Annotated in this window: 23 protein-coding genes; 16 read left to right on the plus strand and 7 right to left on the minus strand. The window is 73.3% G+C overall.

Annotated elements, in window-relative coordinates; all coding sequences use genetic code 11:
• Nucleotides 1-28: 28 nt before the first annotated feature.
• From AB0H83_RS19220 to AB0H83_RS19230, 3 genes are all read left to right on the plus strand, one after another.
• The gene (locus tag AB0H83_RS19220; protein WP_360095232.1) at nucleotides 29-1,042 is read left to right on the plus strand and encodes an NAD-dependent epimerase/dehydratase family protein; all 1,014 of its coding nucleotides are present in this window, start codon (nucleotides 29-31) and stop codon (nucleotides 1,040-1,042) included.
• A 71-nt stretch (nucleotides 1,043-1,113) separates the two neighbouring features.
• A complete protein-coding gene (locus AB0H83_RS19225) occupies nucleotides 1,114-2,100 on the plus strand; it encodes a glycosyltransferase family 2 protein (protein ID WP_360095235.1) in 987 nt (328 codons plus the stop codon).
• Entirely contained in the window at nucleotides 2,097-3,401 is a 1,305-nt protein-coding gene (locus tag AB0H83_RS19230; RefSeq protein ID WP_360095238.1) for an ATP-grasp domain-containing protein, read from the plus strand. Before AB0H83_RS19225 ends, AB0H83_RS19230 begins: the two co-directional genes overlap by 4 nt.
• Here the strand turns inward: AB0H83_RS19230 and AB0H83_RS19235 are convergent.
• Nucleotides 3,385-4,668 carry a hypothetical protein gene (locus AB0H83_RS19235; RefSeq protein ID WP_360095241.1) on the minus strand — a complete coding sequence of 428 codons (1,284 nt, stop codon included), beginning with the start codon at nucleotides 4,666-4,668 and terminating at the stop codon, nucleotides 3,385-3,387. The two genes, AB0H83_RS19230 and AB0H83_RS19235, sit on opposite strands and share 17 nt — an antisense overlap.
• 67 nt (nucleotides 4,669-4,735) lie before the next feature.
• Between AB0H83_RS19235 and AB0H83_RS19240 the strand changes: the two genes are divergently transcribed.
• The 6 genes from AB0H83_RS19240 (at nucleotide 4,736) to AB0H83_RS19265 (ending at nucleotide 9,030) form a co-directional block, all read left to right on the plus strand.
• Nucleotides 4,736-5,107, plus strand: coding sequence for a hypothetical protein (locus AB0H83_RS19240; protein ID WP_360095244.1), 372 nt, complete (start codon nucleotides 4,736-4,738; stop codon nucleotides 5,105-5,107).
• Nucleotides 5,108-5,271: 164 nt separating this feature from the next.
• A complete protein-coding gene (locus tag AB0H83_RS19245; RefSeq protein WP_360095247.1) occupies nucleotides 5,272-6,000 on the plus strand; it encodes a response regulator transcription factor in 729 nt (242 codons plus the stop codon).
• 58 nt (nucleotides 6,001-6,058) lie between these two features.
• Entirely contained in the window at nucleotides 6,059-7,552 is a 1,494-nt protein-coding gene (locus AB0H83_RS19250) for a DUF4419 domain-containing protein (RefSeq protein WP_360095250.1), read from the plus strand.
• On the plus strand, nucleotides 7,549-8,025 hold the full coding sequence (locus AB0H83_RS19255; RefSeq protein ID WP_360095253.1) for a hypothetical protein: 477 nt from the start codon (nucleotides 7,549-7,551) through the stop codon (nucleotides 8,023-8,025). Before AB0H83_RS19250 ends, AB0H83_RS19255 begins: the two co-directional genes overlap by 4 nt.
• On the plus strand, nucleotides 8,022-8,270 hold the full coding sequence (locus tag AB0H83_RS19260; protein WP_360095255.1) for a hypothetical protein: 249 nt from the start codon (nucleotides 8,022-8,024) through the stop codon (nucleotides 8,268-8,270). Before AB0H83_RS19255 ends, AB0H83_RS19260 begins: the two co-directional genes overlap by 4 nt.
• Nucleotides 8,271-8,364: 94 nt before the next feature.
• On the plus strand, nucleotides 8,365-9,030 hold the full coding sequence (locus AB0H83_RS19265; RefSeq protein WP_360095256.1) for a class I SAM-dependent methyltransferase: 666 nt from the start codon (nucleotides 8,365-8,367) through the stop codon (nucleotides 9,028-9,030).
• Nucleotides 9,031-9,048: 18 nt separating this feature from the next.
• Here the strand turns inward: AB0H83_RS19265 and AB0H83_RS19270 are convergent, their stop codons facing one another.
• The 3 genes from AB0H83_RS19270 to AB0H83_RS19280 all read right to left on the minus strand — a co-directional run bounded on the left by AB0H83_RS19270 (nucleotide 9,049) and on the right by AB0H83_RS19280 (nucleotide 11,407).
• On the minus strand, nucleotides 9,049-9,639 hold the full coding sequence (locus AB0H83_RS19270) for a hypothetical protein (protein WP_360095258.1): 591 nt from the start codon (nucleotides 9,637-9,639) through the stop codon (nucleotides 9,049-9,051).
• A 172-nt stretch (nucleotides 9,640-9,811) separates the two neighbouring features.
• A complete protein-coding gene (locus AB0H83_RS19275) occupies nucleotides 9,812-10,948 on the minus strand; it encodes a cellulose binding domain-containing protein (RefSeq protein ID WP_360095261.1) in 1,137 nt (378 codons plus the stop codon).
• A 120-nt stretch (nucleotides 10,949-11,068) separates the two neighbouring features.
• Nucleotides 11,069-11,407 (minus strand): PadR family transcriptional regulator, encoded by a 339-nt coding sequence (locus tag AB0H83_RS19280; RefSeq protein ID WP_360095609.1) that lies wholly within the window; start codon nucleotides 11,405-11,407, stop codon nucleotides 11,069-11,071.
• Nucleotides 11,408-11,520: 113 nt separating this feature from the next.
• Here AB0H83_RS19280 and AB0H83_RS19285 point away from each other — a divergent pair, with 113 nt between their 5' ends.
• Together AB0H83_RS19285 and AB0H83_RS19290 are read left to right on the plus strand one after the other, a co-directional pair.
• Nucleotides 11,521-11,886: a PadR family transcriptional regulator gene (locus tag AB0H83_RS19285; RefSeq protein ID WP_360095612.1), complete on the plus strand. Its 366-nt coding sequence runs from the start codon at nucleotides 11,521-11,523 to the stop codon at nucleotides 11,884-11,886.
• Nucleotides 11,883-13,262, plus strand: coding sequence for a permease prefix domain 1-containing protein (locus AB0H83_RS19290; protein ID WP_360095264.1), 1,380 nt, complete (start codon nucleotides 11,883-11,885; stop codon nucleotides 13,260-13,262). Before AB0H83_RS19285 ends, AB0H83_RS19290 begins: the two co-directional genes overlap by 4 nt.
• Nucleotides 13,263-13,265: 3 nt before the next feature.
• Here AB0H83_RS19290 and AB0H83_RS19295 read toward each other — a convergent pair whose 3' ends face one another.
• A complete protein-coding gene (locus AB0H83_RS19295; RefSeq protein ID WP_360095267.1) occupies nucleotides 13,266-13,826 on the minus strand; it encodes a DUF488 domain-containing protein in 561 nt (186 codons plus the stop codon).
• A 141-nt stretch (nucleotides 13,827-13,967) separates the two neighbouring features.
• On the opposite strand from AB0H83_RS19295, the gene AB0H83_RS19300 reads away from it, so the two are divergent.
• Nucleotides 13,968-14,789 carry a hypothetical protein gene (locus AB0H83_RS19300; RefSeq protein ID WP_360095270.1) on the plus strand — a complete coding sequence of 274 codons (822 nt, stop codon included), beginning with the start codon at nucleotides 13,968-13,970 and terminating at the stop codon, nucleotides 14,787-14,789.
• On the opposite strand, the gene AB0H83_RS19305 is transcribed toward AB0H83_RS19300, so the two are convergent.
• Nucleotides 14,767-15,030 (minus strand): hypothetical protein, encoded by a 264-nt coding sequence (locus AB0H83_RS19305; protein WP_360095273.1) that lies wholly within the window; start codon nucleotides 15,028-15,030, stop codon nucleotides 14,767-14,769. The genes AB0H83_RS19300 and AB0H83_RS19305 overlap by 23 nt on opposite strands.
• A gap of 153 nt (nucleotides 15,031-15,183) precedes the next feature.
• On the opposite strand from AB0H83_RS19305, the gene AB0H83_RS19310 reads away from it, so the two are divergent.
• A complete protein-coding gene (locus AB0H83_RS19310; RefSeq protein ID WP_360095276.1) occupies nucleotides 15,184-15,687 on the plus strand; it encodes a hypothetical protein in 504 nt (167 codons plus the stop codon).
• Between the two features lie 617 nt (nucleotides 15,688-16,304).
• Here AB0H83_RS19310 and AB0H83_RS19315 read toward each other — a convergent pair.
• On the minus strand, nucleotides 16,305-17,744 hold the full coding sequence (locus tag AB0H83_RS19315) for an RICIN domain-containing protein (protein ID WP_360095615.1): 1,440 nt from the start codon (nucleotides 17,742-17,744) through the stop codon (nucleotides 16,305-16,307).
• A 286-nt stretch (nucleotides 17,745-18,030) separates the two neighbouring features.
• On the opposite strand from AB0H83_RS19315, the gene AB0H83_RS19320 reads away from it, so the two are divergent.
• From AB0H83_RS19320 to AB0H83_RS19330, 3 genes are all read left to right on the plus strand, one after another.
• Nucleotides 18,031-18,921: a HAMP domain-containing sensor histidine kinase gene (locus AB0H83_RS19320; protein WP_360095279.1), complete on the plus strand. Its 891-nt coding sequence runs from the start codon at nucleotides 18,031-18,033 to the stop codon at nucleotides 18,919-18,921.
• Between the two features lie 204 nt (nucleotides 18,922-19,125).
• A complete protein-coding gene (locus AB0H83_RS19325) occupies nucleotides 19,126-19,818 on the plus strand; it encodes a response regulator transcription factor (protein ID WP_360095282.1) in 693 nt (230 codons plus the stop codon).
• Nucleotides 19,819-19,994: 176 nt separating this feature from the next.
• Nucleotides 19,995-21,059: an ABC transporter substrate-binding protein gene (locus tag AB0H83_RS19330; protein WP_360095285.1), complete on the plus strand. Its 1,065-nt coding sequence runs from the start codon at nucleotides 19,995-19,997 to the stop codon at nucleotides 21,057-21,059.
• Nucleotides 21,060-21,088: the final 29 nt, after the last annotated feature.

Here is a 21,088-nt window from a genome sequence, read left to right on the forward strand (position 1 = left end):
CGCGCAGACCGGCGGAAGGAGATCTGACATGGTGACGACCGCGCTGGTCACCGGCGGTGCCGGGTTCATCGGTGCGAACGTGGCCCGCGCGCTGCTCGCCGACGGCCACCGGGTCGTCGTCCTGGACGACCTCAGCGGCGGCTCGCCGCACAACGTCCCCGCCGGCGCGCTGTTCCGGCAGGGGGACGTGTGCGACGCGGCGGCGGTGGCCGCGCTGTTCGCCGAGTTCCGGTTCGACTACGTGTTCCACCTCGCCGCGTACGCCGCCGAGGGGCTCAGCCACTTCATCAAACGGTTCAACTACACCAACAACGTCGTCGGCAGCGTCACCCTGATCAACGCCGCGGTCAACGCCGGCACCGTGCGCTGCTTCGTGTTCACCTCCTCCATCGCCGTCTACGGCAGCAACCAGGTGCCGATGAGCGAGGACCTGGTGCCCGCGCCGGAGGACCCGTACGGCATCGCCAAGCTCGCCGTCGAGCAGGAGCTGCGGGTCACGCACGAGATGTTCGGCCTGCCGTACGTCATCTTCCGCCCGCACAACGTCTACGGCGAGTACCAGAACATCGGCGACCGGTACCGCAACGTCATCGGCATCTTCATGAACCAGGCGCTGCGCGGCGAGCCTTTCACCGTCTTCGGCGACGGCGAGCAGGTCCGCGCCTTCACCCACATCGGCGACGTGGCGCCGGTCCTCGCCCGGTCGGTGACGAACCCGGCCGCGTACAACGAGACGTTCAACATCGGCGGCGACACCGTGTACTCGCTCAACGAGCTGGCCCGCGCGACCGCCGAGGCGATGGGCGTGCCGCTGCGGGTCACCCACCTGCCGGCCCGCAACGAGGTGCGGCAGGCGTACGCCGACCACGACAAGGTCCGCAAGTGCTTCGGCCTCACCGACGGCGAGACACCCCTGGCCGAGGGGCTCGCGGCGATGGCGGCCTGGGTGCGCCGGCACGGCCCGCGCGAGCCGTCGGTGTTCGACGCGATCGAGGTGCGCCGCAACCTGCCGCCGTCGTGGCTGGCCGCGCTGGGCGACTGAGTGTCTGTCCGGAGTCGAGGAGGTCGCATGCGCCGCACGTCCACCAGCGGTCCCCGCCCCGGGCGGCCCCGGTGACCGCCACCCGCCCGGCGGTGCCGAGCCCCCGCACCGGCGACGACCCGCCGCGGGCGCCGTCGCTGACCGCGTTCATCCCCTGCTTCAACGAGGAGGGGCAGGTCGACGAGGTCCACGCGACCATCGACGCCGAGCTGTCCGGCTACCCGGACCTGGAGATCCTGTTCGTCGACGACGGCTCCACCGACGGCACCCTCGACAAGGTCAAGGCGCTCAGCGCCCGCGACCCGCGGGTGCGGTACGTGTCGTTCTCCCGCAACTTCGGCCTCGAGGCCGCGCACGGCGCCGGGTTCCGCTACGCCCGCGGCACCTGGGTCGTGCAGCTCGACGCCGACCTGCAGTCCCCGCCGGCCGAGGCGCCGAAGCTCATTGCCAAGGCCCTCGAAGGCTACGACGTGGTGTACGGCATCCGCCGCGAACGCCACGACCCGCTGTTCCGCCGGCTCGGCTCCGCTGTCCAGCAGCGCCTCGCGCAGCGGGTGTTCGGCGTCGACCTGGTCTACGGCTCGTCGGTGTTCCGCGTGGTGCGGGCCAGCGTCGCGCGCCGGGCCGTCGACCTGCGCCTGGCCACCCCGTACTTCGTCGCCACGATGCCGCTGCTCGGCGCGCGCTGGGCGACCGTCGACGTCGCGCACCGGCAGCGGCAGGACGGCGGGTCCCGGTGGGCGGTGTGGCGGCTGTTCGCGCACAGCGCCGAGCTGTTCTTCGGCTTCTCGCTGCGCCCCCTCACGTGGCTGTACGCCGCGGTCGCGCTCGCCGTCCCGGTCGTGCTCATCGCGGGCGCCATCGGTTCCCCCGCAGGTGCCCTCGCCGGCGAGGTCGTGCTGCTCGGCGCCGTCGGTGTCCTCGCCGCGTACGTGCACCGCCTGGTGCGCGGCTCGGTGCGCCCGGCGCTGTTCTACGTGCGGGAGGCGAACATCCCGATCGCCCCGGAGGACTCGCTGTACGCCGAGGCGCCCGCGGTGCGGGAGCCGGCCCGATGATGCTCATCCTGGGCGCCAGCGAGGACCAGCTGCCCGTCTACCTCGAGGCCCGCCGCCGCGGCATCCCCACCATCGGCGTCGACGCGCGCCGCGACCGGCCCGCGTACCCGTACGCCGACGTGTGGCTGCCGGTCAGCATCAAGGACCACGAGGGCATCGTCGCCGCGCTCGACGGGCGCCGCCCCACCGCCGTCGTCGCCGCCGCCAGCGACGCCGGGCTGTGGAGCTGGCACGAGCTGAGCAGGCGCTACGAGCTGCCGTACCGGTTCCCCGCCGGCGCCGCCCGCGCCTCGCTGGACAAGTCCGCGTTCCACCGGATCGTGCGCGCCGCCGGCGTCCCCGGGTACCGCTGGCACCAGGGCGCCGACCGGGCCGCGCTCATCCGCGCCGCGCACCAGATCGGCTTCCCGGTCGTGGTCAAGCCGCCGGACACGTCCGGCAGCAAGGGCATCAGCCTCGTCGAGGACCCCACCGGCCTGCCGGTGGCCCTGGACTACGCGGCCCGCTTCACCGCCCCCGGCGGGCCGCTGCTCGTCGAGGAGTTCCTCGCCGGGCGCAACCTCACCGTCGACGTGTTCATGCGCGCCGGGCAGGTCGCGTTCGCCGGTATCACCGAGAAACGCATCGTGCCCGGGCCGCGGTTCGTCATCGGCGGGCACGCCGGCCCGGCCGCCGTCGGCGCCGCCGTCCGCGACCGGCTGGTGCTGGCCGCCGGGCGGCTCTGCCGGGCGATCGACCTCATCGACGGCCCGGCCAACTTCGACGTCATCCTCCGCGACGACGGCTCCTTCGCCGTGCTGGAGGCCAACGCCCGGCTGTGCGGCAACGCCTTCCCGACGCTGATGCGGCACGTGTACGGCGTCGACACCGTCGCCGCGCTCGTGTCGCTGGCCCTCGGCGAACCCTTCGACCTGACCCCGTCGCGCGACGACGCCGGCGTCATCCACGTCCTGGCCTCACCCCTGCCCGGCGACGCGGTGCTGACCGCCGTCGGTGACCTGGCGCAGGCCCGCGCGCTGCCCGGCGTCGTGTGCTGCGAGGTGTACGCCGAGCCGGGCGCCGTGGTGCGCCCGTTCGACCAGTCCGCCAACAAGCTCGGCTACCTGGTGGTGACCGGCCCCGACGCGGCCACCGCCCGGGCGCGTCTCGCGGCGGCCCTGGACGTGCTCGTGCTGGAGTTCGCCGCCGCGCCCGCCGCCACGCCCGCCGCCACATCCGCCGCCACATCCGCCGCCGCGCCCGCCGCCACGCCCGCAGCCGCGCCGGCCGCCGCGCCCGCCGGGCTCAGTCTGCCCGGTTGATCGCCAGGGCCGGCGCGTACTCGCTGAGCACCAGCTGGCCCTTGCCTCCGGGGGTCAGCGGGATGCGGTCGCTGAGCTGCATCTGCAGCGGCACCGGCCCGCCGGCCCGCTGCAGCAGCGTCCGCTCGGTGGCGGCCAGCACCGCCTCGGCCGGCAGCGAGCCGTCCGGCACGACGAACACGCGGATCGTGCCGGCGGCGTCCTGCCGCACGTACATCTCCGCGACGCCCGGCTCGTACATCGCCACGCCCAGGAACACGTCGCCGAAGAGCTTCCGCCCGTCCGGCAGCACCACCGCGTCGTTCATCCGCCCGCTGGTCAGCGTCATCGTGCGGAGCCGCCGCCCGCACCGGCAAGGGTGCGGCGAGATCGTGCCGAGGTCACCCAGCGCGTAGCGCACCAGCGGCATCGCGCGCTCCTGGAACGCGGTCACCACGATCTGCCCCTCGGTGCCGTCGGGCACCGGGTCGCCGTGCTCGTCGAGCACCTCCACCCAGACCCGGTCCTCGGCCAGGTGCCGCCCGCCGAGGTGGCACTCGAAGTAGATGTTCAGCGTCTCGTAGGCGGAGTACTCGTCGCGGACCGGCACCCCGAACCCCTCTTCGAGCAGCGCCCGGCACGCCGGCACCAGCAGCTCCGACTCGGTCAGCACCAGCCGCAGGTCCCGGCCCAGCGCGGCCCGCTGCGCGGCGGTCATCGTGCGCACCAGCTCCCGCAGGTGCACCGGGTAGCCGATGAGCACCTTCGGCCGGTACGCCAGCAGGTCCGCGACCCACTCGGCCGGCGGCGACGTCGTCAGGATGACGTGCCGCCGGAACAGGCCCACCTTCTCCACCAGCCGCCCCGGCATCGGGAACGGCTTGAGGTGCGCGAGCCGGTCCCACGGCAGGTACCGGCGGGTCGCGAAGAACCGCCGCACGCAGGCGGCCATGTGGTAGTCGTGGGCGTTCATGTCGTGCCAGCCGGTGATCCGGTGCCCGGTCGTGCCGCTGCTGGACCACTGCAGGCACGCGCCGGTGTCGACCCCGTCGGCGACGAACCGCCGGTTCGGGGTGGCGCGCATGACCGCCTTCGTCACCAGCGGCAGGCGCGCCAGGTCGGCGAGGCTCTCCAGCTGCGGCAGGGTGCCGCGGTAGTAGGGCACGTTCGCGTTCGCGTGCGCCAGGAACCGGTTCAACCGGCGCAGCTGGAACCGGCGCAGCGCCCCGCGGCTGCCGTACTGCCGCAGCAGCGTCACCGGCACGTACGCCATCTCCCGCAGCAGCATGGCCGTCCTCCTCGGGCGCCGTCGACCCTGTCCAGTCTGCCTAACCCATGTGCGTACGTCTATGCATGTGGGAGTGCGGCCGCCGGCGCCGCACGCGGCCTGTGTCAGCGGCAACGAGGCCACCCACTCGCTCATCGTCGAGGGCACCGTCTACGTGGTCGAGGACCCGGTCAACGGCACCTGCAACGGCAACGACTACTACCAGTCCAACTTCCGCAGCCTGTTCCCCGGCTGGCGGGCCTCCGTGCACATCCAGAACAACGGCCTGTGGACGGGCCACTACGGCGGCTACGACACGAACACCTACTTCCTGTCGTACGAGGACAACAATTCCAACTCGCGCGTCATCTCTGCCTGGACGACATCAGCATCTGGTACTGCGGCTGGGGCAGCGACTACGACTACACCGTCGGCGTCAACTACACGTACAGCGGTCTGAACACCGGGTTCTGACCCGCGGCCGGCCCGGCGGCGCTCGTCACCGCCGGGCCGGCCGCCGCCGGGGTGTGGGCTGCGCCACGTGCGGGCCCCGCTGACCGGAACCGAAACAATCGTGGTGGACGCTGACCGGCATCGTTGCGGCAGGGCGAGAGGTGGCACCACGTGGAGATCCTGGTAGTGACGGCCCAGCCCGCGGGCGGATCGGCGAGCCGCGTCCTGCCGGCCCTGGACCTGCTGGCCCACGCCCGGCGGGTCACGGGGTATGACGTGCAGGCCTGCACCACCGGCCCCGAGCCGGACGTGGTGCTCGTCGACGCCCGGCACCGGCTCGCCGAGGCCCGCGCCTTCTGCCGGCTGCTGCGCACCACCGGGCTGCGCGCCCCGGTGATCGCCGTGGTCGAGGAGGCCGGGCTGGTCGCCGTCGCCGCCGACTGGGGCATCACCGACGTCGTCCTCGCCGGCGCCGGCCCCGCCGAGGTCGACGCCCGGCTGCGCCTGGCCACCCAGGCGGCGTTAGCGGCCGCGGGCGCGTCGAGCAACCTCATCACCGCCGGTGCGCTGCGCATCGACCCCGACACCTACGCCGCCAAGCTCAAGGGCCGCCCGCTCAACCTCACCTACAAGGAGTTCGAGCTGCTGCGGTACCTCGCCCAGCACCCCGGCCGGGTCTTCACCCGCGACCAGCTGCTGCGCGAGGTGTGGGGGTACGACTACTTCGGCGGCCACCGCACCGTCGACGTCCACGTGCGCCGCCTGCGCGCCAAGCTCGGCACCGAGCACGAGTCGATGATCGGCACCGTCCGCCAGGTCGGCTACACGCTCGTGCTGCCGGCCCGGACCGACCCCCAGCCGGTCGTCGCCGAGGCCGAGGCCCTGCTCCAACCGGTGTGACCCGGTGAGCGATGTGACGGGCACCCGGTAACGGCGACGGGCGACTACGGTTCGGGGCATGGTCACGTTCACCGTCGACGACGTCACCCCGGCCGCGCAGCGGCTGCCGCAGCGCCCGCTCGGCGAGCTGTTCCCCGACGCCCTGGTCGTCGGCGGCGACCCGGCGCTGCCGGTGCTGGCGCCGGACGGCGTGCACCCGCTGCTGAGCGCCGTCGCCCGGGCGTTCGCCGAGCACCGGCCGCTGGTGCTGTCGCCCGACGCGGTGTGGCTGACCATCGCGCAGGGGGTCGCGCAGCACGTCCGCCTGCACGCCGAGGAACTGCGTGCACTCCTGGTCCGCCACGCCGGCCGGAAACGGCTCGCCGTGGAGGTCCCGGCCGTGCCGGTGGACACCGCCGGCTGGGCCGGCACCACCGAGATGTTCGCCAAGCTGCTCGCCGGTGAGGTCGACGACACCGACCTGTTCGAGTGCGACTTCTCCACCAGCACCGACACCGACCGGATGGCGGGCCGGGTGGTGCTGCTCGACGTGTACTCGCCGTACTTCGCGTTCTGGCTCGTCGCCGTCTGCGGCATCCCGTCGGTCACCGTCACCGGCACCGTCGAGGACTGGCGGCGCATCCGGGGGAGGGTCGACGCCCTGGACCGCTTCGGGCTGCAGCACTGGCGCCGGTCGCTGGCGCCGATCGCCGACGAGTTCGTCGCCGCCGCGGCCGGCACCCCGGACCGCGCGTTCTGGCAGCGGATCTACAACCCGGTCGACGCGTACGGCGGTGACGTCATCACCGGCTGGATCACCCGTTTCTATCCGTACCTCGCCGGCACCACCGTCGACAGGCCCAACGAGATGCTGGACCTGCCACTCGGCGAGCCCCGCGGGGTGACCCCGGACCACGGCGGCTTCTACTCCGGCCCCGGCATCCTCAGCACCTCGGTCCCGGCCACGCTGTCGCGGGTCATCATCAACGTCAACGACCGCGGTGCCGGCGACTACCGGGTGGTCGCGCTGGAGGGCGGGCTCGTCGCGGTCGCCCAGGACCCGGACGGCGCGCTGCGGCCCGTCGCCGGCTGGCACGTGGTCCCCGCCGCCGTCCAGATCGACGACGTGATCGACCGGATCGTGGCCGAGCACGAGGTCACCGCCCCGCCGGCGGAATTCGGGCCGGAAGGCTCCGCCGACGTTGTCGCGCTCTACTCGCGGATCGGCGCCGCCACCCTGTTCGGCGGCCGGTGGCGGCTCGTGCCGGACAACGAGCGTCGCCAGTTCCGCGTCGGCGGCACGCACGTGGGCTCGGCCCTCGTCGAGCTGGACGACGGCCGCAGCATCGCGTCGGTGCTCGACGAGGCCGCACAGACGGAACACTGGATGCTGTGCCGGGTGGCCGACGCCGACTCCTCCATGAGCTACCGGCGGGGCGACCTGGCCGGCGACCCGGCCGACGTCCCGATGCTCGGCACCTCGCTCGCGATGCTCCTGCAGTCCGCACTCGACGCCGGCGGCGACGTCGAGCACCTGGAGACCGGCCGCCTCGACCGGTTCCTCGCCGGGTGAGCGGGTCGCGACCCGCGGACACGCTGTGGCTGGACGCGGCCGGCGAGCTGCACGGTCACTTCCCGCCGGGCCCGCACGTCTACCCGATCGCCGAGGCCGACGTGCTGGCGTTGGCTGCCGCGGTACGGGCGGCGACCACCGACCACCGCGTCATCCCCGGCGCGACGGGCGCACCCCGGTGGGCGGGGGACCTGGAACGGTTCATCCGGCGCCGCCTGCCGGCGGTCGTGGCGGCGCTGACCGCCGACGGGACCCTGGCCGCCACCACCGCGGCGCGGGCCGGGGCGAAGGCGGCCGCCCTCGAGGCGCTCGGCGCGCCCGCCGCCGTCGTCGACCCGGTCCGCCGGCACGCCGCGCCGCGGCCGTTCCCGGCTGGCGTCCCGGCATCGACCCGGCGGCGCTCGTTCCCGACCCGGCCGGGGTCGCCGCGGTCGTCGACGTCGACCGGTGGCCGTCGCACCCGCCGTACGTGACCGCCGACATCGCCGGCCTCGTCCTGCTCGCGGCGGTGTGCGCGGTCGGCCCCACCACCGCGGCGGTGCATGTGGGCGGGACCGACCTGCGCTGGCAGCCCTTCGGCGGCGGCCCGGCGTTCGAGCCCGGCCCCGTGCCGGACGGCGCCGCCGTCGTCGGCCTGTCCGTGTACGACGACACCGTCGGACGCCTCGAGTACGCCCTGCGGCCCGGCGGCGCCCTCCTCGCGGTCACCCCCACCTGACCGGGCCGGCCGCTGACCGCGCCGGCGACTGGCTGGGCCGGCGGCCGTCGGCCGTTGATTGCGCCGGCGGCCGGCCGCGGCGACAATCGGGTTCGTGCCAGGACAGTGGGCAGGACGTGGCGCAGGGCAGGAACGCTTCGCGCGGGCGTTCGCCGCCGCGGTCCCGCGCATGGACGCGCGCGGCGCCGCCACCCACCGCGCCCGTCTGCTCGCCGGTCTCAGCGGCACGGTCGTGGAGGTCGGCGCCGGCACCGGGGCCTGCTTCGCGCACTACCCGGCGCAGGTCACCGCCGTGCTGGCGGTCGAGCCCGACCCGTACCTGCGTGACCTCGCCACGAAGGCGGCCGCCGGCGCGCCGGTCCCGGTCACCGTCGTGGCCGGCACCGCCGAGCACCTGCCCGCGCAGCCCGGCACGTTCGACGCCGCCGTGTGCTCGCTCGTGCTGTGCAGCGTCGCGGACCCCGACGCCGCCCTGGCCGAGGTGCGGCGGGTCCTGCGCCCCGGCGGGCAGCTGCGCTTCTACGAGCACGTCCGCTCGGCGCGGCGCCTCGTCGGGCTTCTGGAGGACGCCGCCACCCCGCTGTGGTCCCGGGTGGCCGGTGGCTGCCACCCCAACCGCGACACGGCCGCGACCATCACCCGCGCCGGCTTCACCATCACCGACCTGGACCGGTTCGGGTTCGCGCCGGCCGCCCTCACCCCGAGGACCGCGCACCTGCTCGGCCGCGCCGAACTCCCACCCACACCCGCCGGGCCGTGACACAGGCCCCGGTGCCGATCAGGAGATCGCCATCGGCCCGGTGGTCCCGGTGACCTGCCAGCCGGCGCCGGCTGTGTGCCGCACCACGTACGTCAGCCAGGTCGCGCCGAGGCAGGCGACGAAGCCGTACACGCCGACCTCGACCCGGTCCCCGGCGCCGTCCACCGGCCCGAGCGTGACCAGGATGCCGCCGTCCCGCACGACGGCGCAGCCGTTCTCCAGCACGGTCACCGACTCCCGGTCCGCGACGAAGGTCACCGGCCCGACGTCGGCCAGCGCGCCCGCGACCGCCCGCTGCGTGCCGGCCGGGATCGACTCCCCGGTGACCGGCCGCGCCTGCGGGTCGCCGGCGTCCGGCATCGCCCGGTCCAGCACGTACACGTGCCGGAACGTGCGCTCCGGGAACGAGTTCTCGCTCGGCGTGCTCAGGTACCGGCGCAGCACCTGCGTGTAGACCGCGACGTCCCGGTCCTGCGCGGCGGTGACCGGCCCGCCCGAGCCGCCGGGCGCCGGATCCCCGGCCATGGCCTGGCGTGTGCAGCCCGCCGCGGTGACCAGCACCAGCCCGGCCGTCAGGCTCGCGGCGATCCGCCCAAGTCTGCTTCGCACGGTGCACTCCATCTCGTTGCGGGGATCTACGCCGGTTCGACGCACGCCGCCCGCCACCGGATCCGCCCGGCGCGGGAAAACCTGCGACCGGGCTGCTGGCTGCGTACGGCGTGCCGGGCCCGGGCCCGGGATTCGGACCCGCGGAACGCCCGGGGCCGGCACGCCGGTGCGCTCAGCTCAGCGTGCAGCTGGCCGCCGGCACCGGGTTCGTGGTGTTGTTCCAGCTGGCGAGGAAGCCGAACGACGCGGACCCGCCGGGGGCCAGGGCACCGTTGTAGGTGACGTTACGCGCCGTCACGGTCGAGCCGCTCTGGGTGTACGCGGTGTTCCACGCCTGGCTGAGCTGCTGGCCGCCGGTGAACGTGAACGTCGCCGTCCAGCCGGTGGACGCGGTCGTGCCGGTGTTCTGCACGGTGACCTCGCCCTGGAAGTTGCCGCCCCACTGCGAGATCACCCGGTAGCCGGCGGTGCAGCGGCCACCACCGCCCGGCGAGGACGGCGACGCCGACGGCGACACGGACCGCGACGGCGACACCGACGCCGACGGCGACACCGACCGCGACGCCGACGCGCTGGGCGAGGGCTGGACCACGCCGTCCAGGACCCGGGTGAGCACCGGGAACCAGGCGTTGGCCATCTTCGTGAAGCCGGCGTCGTTGGGATGCACGCCGTCGCCGGTGTCGGTGAGCGCGTCGAAGCCGGTCCACAGGTCCGCGACGACGATCGGCGACTGGGCGGTGGTGAGGCCCGCCGCCCAGCCCGGGAGTGCCGTGTTGAGCGCCACCACGTCGGCGGGGCAGGTCGCGCACGCGCCCGCGCTCATCGGGATGATCTGCGCGACGACGATCTTCACCGCCGGGTTGTTCGCCCGCATCTGCCCGACCAGCTTCGTGAACGCGGTCAGCTTCGTCGCCGTCGGGATGTACCCGCCCCACATGTCGTTCGTGCCCAGGTGCATGAGCACGACGTCGGGGTGGGCCGCGGCCAGCCACGGCGGCAGCTGGTTGTTGTCGGCGATGCCGGTGGCGGAGTAGCCGCCGTGCCCCTCGTGGTCGAAGTCGTACGCGTAGCCTGGGTTGCAGCCGCCGCCGTCGGAGACCCCGCCGACGAAGTCGATGTTCGTGTACCCGCTGGTCTGCAGCTTCTGCCACAGCTTGGGCCGCCAGCACCCGGGGCCGGCGGTGATGGAGTCGCCCAGCGGCATGATCCGCACGGGGGCCGCCGCCGACAGGGCGGGCCGGGCGACGACGAAGGTGACCGCGACGAGGATCGCGGTGAGCACGGCGGACAGCGACGACCGCAACGACATGGAACACTCCTGGGGAGACGGGCGTGCGCGGATCCATCCCGCGCACTGGGGGACTGCGGTGGCCCGGCTCCCATCGCATCGTGCCGCGTCGATGCTACCGCACCCCTCCCGCTCGGCCGGTTACGCGCCGGCTTCCGCGGCCGCGGCGGACCCGTCGTGGGCGCGCAGCCGGGCCGTGGCCATCGACGCGGCCGCGTGCATCCGCGCCGCCTCGGCGCGCAGCGCCGCCGAGCCCGCCCCGGTCAGCCGGTAGTAGCGGCGCAGCCGGCCCTGCAGCGCCTCCTCGCGGTCGACGGCCAGCAGGCCCTCGGTGGTGAGCCGGTCCAGCGCCGCGTAGAGCGTGCCCGCCCGCAGCGTCACCCGGTCCCCGGACAGCCGGGCGACGGTCTGCATGATCCCGTAGCCGTGCTGGGGGTGCTCGGTGAGCGCGGTGAGGATGTAGAACGTCGGCTCCTGCATCGCCATGCCGCCCACCATATCGGCGATCGGTATATGCAGGCGATGGGTGGTCACGGCGGTGATTGCGTGGCCATATACCTAGCAGTACTATGCATCGTACTTCGAGGGGTGTGATGGTCGTGAAGGTCGCGAAGGACCTCGTCGCCGCGTCGGCCACGCCGATGGTGCTCGGCATCCTCGCCGAGGGCGAGAGCTATGGGTACGCCATCCTCAAACGCATCAACGAGCTGTCCGGCGGCGAGCTCGACTGGACCGAGGGCCTGCTGTATCCGCTGCTGCACCGCCTCGAGCGGCTCGGCCACGTCGAGGCGACCTGGCACGCGGCGGCCGGGGAGCGGCGGCGCAAGTACTACCGCATCACCGAGCAGGGCCTCGCCGAGCTCGCCGAGCAGCGCCGCCAGTGGGACACCGTGGTGGACACCCTCAAGGAGATCTGGCGCGCACCGTTCACCGTCGTCCCCCAGGAGTGCCCGTCATGACCACATCCGACGGCCAGGAAGGCCTCGAGGCCCAGATCGGCCAGTGGCGGCAGTACGTGCAGCGCCGCCGCGAGCTGCAGACCGCCGACGCCGACGAGCTCGAGGACCACCTGCGCGGCTCGGTCGACGAGCTGGTCGAGGCCGGGCTCAGCCACGACGAGGCGTTCCTCGTCGCGGTCAAGCGCATGGGCAGCCTCGACGAGCTGTCCCGCGAGTTCGCCCGGGAGCACTCCGAGCGGCTGTGGAAGCAGCTGGTGCTCACCGGGGACGCCGGCGACGGCGGTACCCCCGCCGACCGCCGATCCCGGCGCACCCTGTGGGTGATGATCGGCTGCGCGGCCGGCGCCGCCGCCTCGATCAAGGTCCCCGAGCTGTTCGGGCGGCGCTTCGAGGACGACGGCGTGTTCTACGCGACGAACATCAGCCTGTTCGCGCTGCCGTGGCTGGCCGGGTTCCTCGCCTGGCGGCGGCAGGCGCCACGGCCCGTGCTCGCGGTGCTGGTCGCGCTGTTCGCGCTCGGCGCGGTCGCGGCCAACGTCTACCCGCTCGGTGAGGAGTCGCAGTCGCTGGTCATCACCGCCATCCACCTGCCCATCGCGCTGTGGCTGGTGGTGGGCGTCGCCTACGTCGCCGACGACTGGCGCTCCTCCCGGCGGCACATGGACTTCATCCGCTTCACCGGCGAGGTGTTCGTCTACTTCGTGCTCATCGCCCTCGGCGGCGGCGTCCTGGTCGCGTTCATGTTCGGCACGTTCGAGGCGATCGGCGTCACGCCGGACACGTTCATCGGGCAGTGGCTGCTGCCGTGCGGCGCGATGGCCGCCGTGGTCGTCGCCGGCTGGCTGGTGGAGGCCAAGCAGAGCGTGGTCGAGAACATCGCCCCGGTCCTGACCCGGCTGTTCACCCCGCTGTTCACGGCGGTGCTGCTGGCGTTCCTCGTCGCGGTCGGCGTCACCAGCGCCCGCATCGACGTCGAGCGCGAGGCGCTGATCCTGTTCGACCTGCTGCTCGTGGTGGTGCTGGGGCTGCTGCTGTACTCCATCTCCGCCCGCAACCCGCTCGCCCCGCCCGGCGGATTCGACAAGCTGCAACTGGCGCTCGTGCTCAGCGCCCTGGCCATCGACGCCCTGGTGCTGCTGGAGATCACCGGCCGGGTCAGCGAGTACGGCACCACCCCCAACAAGGCCGCCGCCCTCGGCGAGAACGTGATCCTGCTGGTCAACCTCGCCGGCTCGGCCCTGCTCCTGCTGCAGTTCATCCGCCGGCAACGCCGCTTCGCGGCCCTCGAACGCTGGCAGACCGGGCACCTGCCGGTGTACGCGGCCTGGGCGTGGATCGTGGTGCTGGTCTTCCCGCCGCTGTTCAACTACGTGTGAGCGTCACAGGCCGGGCAGCGCCGGCTGGGCGTCGTACACCGGCCAGCCGTCCTCGCCCCGGCGGACCCCCTGCGTCGGCCGGTGCGGCTGGCGGGTGCCCACGTCCAGCAGGTGCTCGACGGTCACGCCCCGCATCACCAGCGCGTCCGCGATGAGCATCCGGTGGCAGTGCCACCACAGCGTCTCGGCGCACAGCACGGCGGGCAGCGCGCCGCCCGCCACGCCGACAAGGTCGTCGACCGCGGCGCGGAACCCGGGCGTGTCCATGTGGTCGGCGTAGGCGGCGAACGCGGCGTTGCGCAGCGCGGTGTGCCGCGAACCCGGGCTGCCGTGGCGCCGCCCGCCGAGCGTCTCGCCCTGCCAGGTGTACCGCAGTCCCGCGCCGGTCACCGCGGCCGCCAGGGCGTCCCGGCCGAACTGCGGATGCCGCCGCGACCCGGGGAACCGCCGCACGTCGACCAGGACCTCGACGCCGGCGCCGACCAGGACGCCGAGGAACGCCTCGATCGTCCGCGCGCCGTGCCCGACGGTGCAGATGCGCACCGCCGGCGTCGTTTCGTCCACCCCAGGCACGCTACCCGCGGCTGACCGGTCGGCCCCCGGGTGGCCAGTTGTGTCAAGTTCCGGTAACGGCGGCCGGGGCGGGCCGAGGCTCGAAGCACGGGGCCGCCGCGGTGGCGGTCCGTCGGGCACTTGGAGGTCCTGATGACGATCGTCGCAGAGCAGCCGCTGACCGAGGAACAGGTGCGGGAGCTGGTGATCCGGGCGGGGATGCTGCTGCGGTTCCGGCCCGTGCCGGGGTCCGACCCGCAGCAGGCCAGGCTGTGGCTGCAGTCCGTCGCGGAGTACCTGGCCTCCGAGGCGCTGCGCAAGGTGCTGCGGCAGCTCGGCGTGGAGGCGCCGGCCGACCTCGGCCGGCCCGACGAGGCGCAGTCGCCGGTGCTCGACCAGCTCACGCAGATCCTCGACCAGCACGACAGCCACGACGACAACCCGGCCGTCGCCGGGCTGGTCGGCCTGGCGTACCTCGGGCTGGTCACGTACGCGATCTACTGGAACGTCGCGCACCAGTCGCAGGGCGGTGAGAACCCCGACGCGGGCTCGCCGCCCGACTCGGCGAGCGCCATCACCGCCCGGGTCGCCATCCCCACCAGCGCCGCCACTGGCGCGTCGCGCAGCGTGGCGACCTCCACCTGTCCCCAGGTGACCACGACGTCACGGACCAGCTCCTGCTGCTCCTGCGCCGTCAGCGCGACCGCCAGATCCTTGCTGTGCCCCGTGCCCAGGTTCTTGCTGTGCCCGGTGCCGACGTCCTTGCTGTGGCTCGTCGATGCCCCTCGTCGTGGCCCCTCGTCGCGGCCGAAGACTGCTGTGCATCGGCTACGCGGCGTTGCCGGCTGGGCAGCGGCCAGCCCGCCAAACGCGGCCGACGCCGGGGCGGCGGCTGAGCCCGGGTTCGCAGGTGCGCCGCCCGGCCTGCGCGGGCCGGGCGGCGCACCTCGGCTCAGCGCTCGGGCAGCTCGCTGAGCAGCGTGAACTCGAACTCGATCTGCGGCGTGTCGGACCCTTCCTCGGGCGCGACCAGGTACGACTCGACACGGAACCCGAGGTTGAGCACGTCCGCGGCCCGGATGTGCTCGACCAGCTCCTCGGCGGCCGTGAAGTAGGCGGTGTAGATGATCGACGGCCCGTCGGCGGCGTCGCCGGCGGGCTCGAAGGTTTCCTCGGCGTCGGCTTCGGGGGTCTCGGCTGCGATGTCAACGGTCACGAGCGGCGAGCCTACGCCCAAGCGCGCCACCCGGCACGGCGGCGCCACACGGTGCCGGCTGAGGTATCTCTCACGGCCTCCCCGCGGCGAAATTGTCGGTGGTCATCTTTATGCTCTCCTCGCTCTTGTTCACACCACACGGGGGAGTCCCACATGCAACTGCGACGGATCCTGCTGGCCCTGGCCCTGTCCACCACGGTGGCGCTGACTGCGGCGTGCGGCGACGACCCGGCCGGCACCTCCGCGTCCGCCACCGCTTCTGCTGCGTCCGCGGGCTCGTCGGCCTCAGGTACCGCGCCGGCCGGCGCGGCCAACACCGATGCCGTGTGCAAGGGCGTCGTGGCCGCCTACGACAAGGAGAAGGCCGAGCTCCTCGGTGCCCTCGGCGAGCTGCTCGCGGCCGGCGCCAAGGACGACAAGGCCGGCGTCGCCGCGGCGAAGGCCAAGGGCCAGGTGGTCATCGACCGCTTGGCGAAGGCGGTCGACGCCGAGCTGGCCAAGGCGACCGACCCCGCCGCGAAGGCCGCCCTGCAGAAGTTCGTGGCGTCGTTCGCCAAGGTCCTGCAGGGCGACAACCTCGACGACCCGACCTTCGAGGCCGAGATGGACAAGGCCACCGCCGAGGCCGCGAAGTACTGCCCCGCCCTGGCCGGGTAGCCACCGGCGCAGCCGGAGCCCCGGAGCCGGTCCGCGGACCTCTGGTTCCCGGGGCTCCGGGGCCGAGCCGGTGATCGGGCGCACCGCCCGGCGGACGACGCGGCCCCGGTTCCGGCCCGGGTGACGGCGTGACCCCGAGGTCCGGCCCAGGTGATGGCGTGACCCCGGGGGACGCCGTGGCGCGGGCCGGGGATCGCCGTCGCTACGGGTGCGGGGCCTCCGCAGGCGAACCACGTGGGGCCGTTCGACCCGATCGCGGTCGCCGTTGCTGTGCGCGGGGAGTTTCGGTCTTGCTCTGTTGATCGAAGTCCCACCGTGGTCGTTCAGATGGCCGGTACGCGACTTTGATCACTGTGGCGGTCCTGGTGGCTGTCCTGCGGATGTCCGGTTATGGGTTAGTTGGGGCTAGTTCTGGTGTCGGGCCGGTGATCGGGCGCACCGGTCCGGTGGCCGGATCGCCCAGGCCCGACCCGAGGCCCGCCCAGCCCCGGCCCGTCCAGCCCCGGCCTCGGCCCGGGCGAGTCCCAGGCCCGACCTCGCCGCAGGCCGGGGAACGGGTGGACCGGGCCGAGGTCATCGCCGCCGGTGCGGGTGGCGGTCCCCGGCCCGGTCGGCGGTCAGGCCTGCGCCCGGCTCCAGTGCTGGTTGGTGCCGGTGCCGCAGGTGTACTGCTGGATGTCGGCGCCGTCGGTGAGGGCGGCGTTGACCACGTCCAGGCACTTGCCGGAGTGCCGGGCCCGCAGCTGGAAGTAGCTGCCGGTGGCGACCCACTGCCACTGCTGGTTCTGGCCGCTGCCGCAGGTGTACTGGATGACGTTCGCGCCGTCGGCGGTGGAGGACGAGGCGACGTCGAGGCACTTGCCGCTGTTCTGGTTGGCGATCTGCAGGTAGCCGCCGCCTGCGTCGCGGAACTCCCACTTCTGGTTGCCGCCGCCGTTCCAGCCCCACTGTTTGACTTCGGCGTTGTTGGCCGTGGAGTTGCCGATCACGTCCATCACCCGGCCGCTGTTGCGGTTGGTCACGCGGTACACGGTGGGCGACCGGCCGGTGACGGTGCCCGTGGCGGTGTCGATGGTGACGGACGCGGCGTACGTCATGGACATGCTGGTGGCGGACGGGAAGGTGATCGGCAGCCAGACGTACTGGGAGTCGCCGACCGGGCCGTTCCAGGCGCCGGCCCAGCGGTCGCCCATGTACAGGTAGCTGGTCGTGTCGGTGCCCTGGATCGGCAGCACGTAGGCGGGCTGGGAGCGGAAGGTGGTGGAGTCACCGACGTTGGTCCAGCCGGACCACGGGCCGGCGATGCTGGTGGCGGTCGCGTACTGGGCCTGGTTGGGGTTCCAGCCGGTGGCCGCCGAGGTCAGCATGAAGTACGTGCCGCCGCGCTGGAACAGCGCCGGTGCCTCGCGGTGCGCGCCGGGCCAGAAGTTGCCGACCAGGCCGGCCACGCCGAGGGCGTCGGCGGTGAGCCGGTAGATGTGCAGGTCGTAGTTGTCCCGTGCGGCGGAGATCATGTACGCGGTGCCGTTGTCGTTGTACAGCGTGATGTCGCGCGACATGTGCCCGAGCGGCCGGAAGCTGCCGTGGTACGTGTAGGCGCCGTCGACGGTGGCGGAGGAGGCGACCGCGGCGCGGGCCTCGCCGTAGTCCTTGCCGTTCTCCTTGTGCATCCACATCACGAACCGGCCGGTGGCGGCGTTGTAGATGACCTTCGGCCGTTCGATGTTGGCGACGTTGAGCTCCGCGGCCGACTGCTGGGTCAGCACGTTGTTGCGGAACTCCCAGTCGCGCAGGTTGGTGGAGCGGTACACCGACACGGCGCGGAACGTGTTGTCGGCGTTGCGGTGCTCGCCGAACCAGTAGTAGAAGTCGCCGACCTTGAGCACCCCGCCGCCGTGCGCGTGCAGCACGTTGCCGCTGGTGTCGGTGAACTGGGTGCCGTTGGCGACGGTGGCCGGTGCGGCGTGCGCGGCCGGTGCCGGCACGGTCACGATCGCCGCGACGCCGGCCGCGGTGACCGCGAGGGACAGGCATGTCGACAGGAGCCACCGGGGCATGCTCACGTCGTCTCCCTTCCGTCGGCGGGAAGCTGATGGCGGTGCGCCATCTTGGTAGCCGAAACGGTGCCCGCGCGCCACAAATCCGACCGAACCGTCCGCAACTGTTCGTACACGAACGACATCGTGAGGCGCCTGTCCGTGCTGCTCAGGACACCGTTCGCGGCGCTGGGTGGCGGTGGCCGGTGACGGTGGCAGCGGCGAAAGTCCCACCGGAGGCCACCGTGCCGGCCGGCCGTGCCGGCGGGAGTGGACGTGGCGGCCGGGAGGCGCTTAAGTGGCCGGGGTGCAGTGGATCGTTGCTCGAGCGCTCTGGGTGGCCTGGGTCGCCGCCGGTTGCGGCGTCGTGGCGGTGGCGGCGCTCGGCGTCGCCGGGCAGTGGTCGCCGGCCACGGCGGTGGCCGGTGTCGCCGCCGGGGTGGTCGTCGCGGCGGCCGGCACGCATCACGTCCTGCGGGTGCAGCGGGCCGAGCTGGCCGGGCTCGCCGAGCAGGTGGAGCGGCGAGCGGAGCAGGTCACGGCGCTCAGTCACGAGCTGCGGACCCCGCTGAGCATGATCAAGGGCGCGGCGGACCTGCTGCTGGAGCGGACCCCGGGGCCGCTGACCACGGCGCAGGAGCGGTTCCTGCTGGTGATCGGGCACCAGTGCACCAATGTCGTCGCGCTGTGCGAAAGTCTGCTGACGCAGGCGAAGATCGAGGCGGGGCTGTTCACCCCGCGGTTGGAGCGGGCCGACGTGTCGGTGCTGGCCAGGGACGTGGTCACCGCGATGCGGCCGCTGTGCGCGCAGCGGCAGCAGCGCATCACCCTGGACACGCCGCAGGTGACGCCGCGCATCCCGGCCGATCCGTTGCTGATCTCGCAGGCGCTGACGAACCTGGTGTCCAACGCCAGCCGGTTCACGACCGTGGGCGGCAACGTCGACGTGCGGGTGATGGCGGTGGACACCGGCGTCGCGATCTACGTCACCGACGACGGAGCGGGGATGAGCCGGGAGCAGCGCCAGCAACTGTTCCGCCGGTTCGCCACCGGGCGGCCGCTGGAGGACGGCACCGGCCTGGGGCTGGTCATCACGAAGACCATCGTGGAGCTGCACGGCGGGTCGATCATGGTGGACACGGCGTCGACGCGCGGCACCACGTTCCTGTTCACCCTGCCGGCCGGGGGACCAGCGTGAGCGGCCAGCGGAGCGGCTCGGGCCGCGAACCATGGGCTCAGTTTGGCTCGCGGCGGCGCCGGAGCGGAGCGGAGGTGCCGGCGTGAGCGGGCCGGAGCGGAGCGGAGGTGCCGGCGTGAGCGGGCCGGAGCGGAGCGGAGGAGCCGCGAACCATGGGCTCAGGTTTGGCTCGCGGCGGTGCCGGAGCGCAGCGGAGGTGACGTCGTGAGCACGGCACTGATTGTCGACGACGAGCCGCAGATGACGATGATCATCGGGTACGCCCTGGAGACGCAGGGCTTCTCGGTCCTGGTCGCGCACGACGGGGCCACGGCGCTGCACCTGCTGCGCTCGCGGGAGGTGGACCTGGTGGTGCTCGACGTGCTCATGCCGGCGATGGACGGGCTGACGCTGTGCGAGCGGATCCGCGCCCGGTCCGACGTGCCGATCATGCTGCTGACGGCGCTGGCCCACCACGACGACGTGATCGCCGGGCTGGAGCGCGGCGCCGACGACTACGTGACCAAGCCGTTCCACCCGCGCGAGGTGGCGCTGCGGGCCGCGGCGCTGATCCGCCGCCGCCGCGAGACGGGCACCGTGCTGCGGGTCGGTGCGCTGGTCATCGACCCGACCGCCCGGACGGCGACGCTCGCCGGGCAGCGCCTGGAGCTGCCGTACACGGAGTTCAAGCTCCTGCTGCACCTGGCCACCCACCGCGGCAACCCGCAGTCCTGGCAGGACCTGCTGCGGGCGGTCTGGGGCACCACGGAGATCATCGGCGGCCGCGACGTGGTGAAGTCGACGGTGTACCGGCTGCGCTCCCGCCTCACCGGAGACGGCGACGGCACCACGTACGTGCGGACGATCCGCGGCGCCGGATACGTCATGCCCGACCTGCCGCCGCCCACCGCGCCCTGACGGGTGCCACCACGGCAGAGCCGCCGGGATCACGCCGGTAACACGGCTGTCACCGAAGCCAACCTCGCTGTCACCGCGGTGCCCTCTCCCGCCGCATACGTTGACCTCGTCCCCGCCGGCCCCCGCCCGGCACACCCCCCGCCGGTGGACACCGGCTGCTCAAGGAGGTCGAGTCGATGGCACCGCCTCAGCACCGACGTGTCAGGGCCGTACTGGTCCTGCTGGCCGCGACCGCGCTCGCCGCCGGCGGCTGCGCCCGTTCCGACGCCGGCAACCCGGCGTCCGCCAAGGACTCCGGCAAGGTTGTCGTGGCCTGCGGCGCCACCGAAGAGTGGTGCAGCGCGATGACGACCCGGTTCACGAAGGAGACCGGGATCAAGGCGGAGTTCGTGCGGCTGTCCAGCGGCGAGACCGTCGCCCGCCTGCAGGCCGGCAAAGCCAACCCCGAGTTCGACGTCTGGCACGGCGGGCCCGCCGACGGGTTCGTCGCCGCCGGCGAGCAGGGCCTGCTCGACCCGTACGTGTCGGCGAACGCCGCCACCATCCCCGCCCGGTACAAGGACCCCACCGGCCTCTGGACCGGCGTGTACGTGGGGGTCCTCGGCTTCTGCAACAACACCAAGATCCTCGCCGAGAAGAAGGTCGCCGCGCCCCGGTCGTGGCAGGACCTGCTGAACCCCGGCCTGGCCAAGGACGTCGGCATCGCGCACCCGTCGACGTCCGGCACCGCGTACACGATGCTGTGGACCCAGACGGCGCTGCACCAGGGTGCCGACGGGGCCCTGGACTACATGAAACGCCTGCACCCGAACGTGCTGCAGTACAGCAAGTCCGGCATCGCCCCGGCGCAGCAGGCGGCCCGCGGCGAGGTCGGCGTCGGCGTCATCTTCTCCCACGACTGCGTCGCCACCCAGGAACAGGGGTTCAAGGACCTCAGCCTGACCTTCCCGTCGGAGGGCACCGGCTACGAGGTCGGCGGCGTCGCCCTGGTGCACGGCGCGCACAACCCGAGCAGCGCCCGGCGGTACATCGACTGGACGCTGACCCCGGCGGCACAGGAGATCGGCCCGACCGTCAAGTCGTACCAGGTGCCGACGAACCCGCAGGCGAAGCTGTCGGACAAGACCGTCGACCTGTCGCAGGTGAAGCTCGTCGATTACGACGTCGCGGCGGCCGGCCGGGCGAAGAAGGACCTGACGAAGCGGTTCGACGCCGAAGTCGCCCAGGCCCCGAAGTCCTGAACCCGGGCGCGGCCGGCCACCCGCACGCC

It is taken from the genome of Dactylosporangium sp. NPDC050688 (assembly GCF_040654515.1).
Classification (GTDB): domain Bacteria; phylum Actinomycetota; class Actinomycetes; order Mycobacteriales; family Micromonosporaceae; genus Dactylosporangium.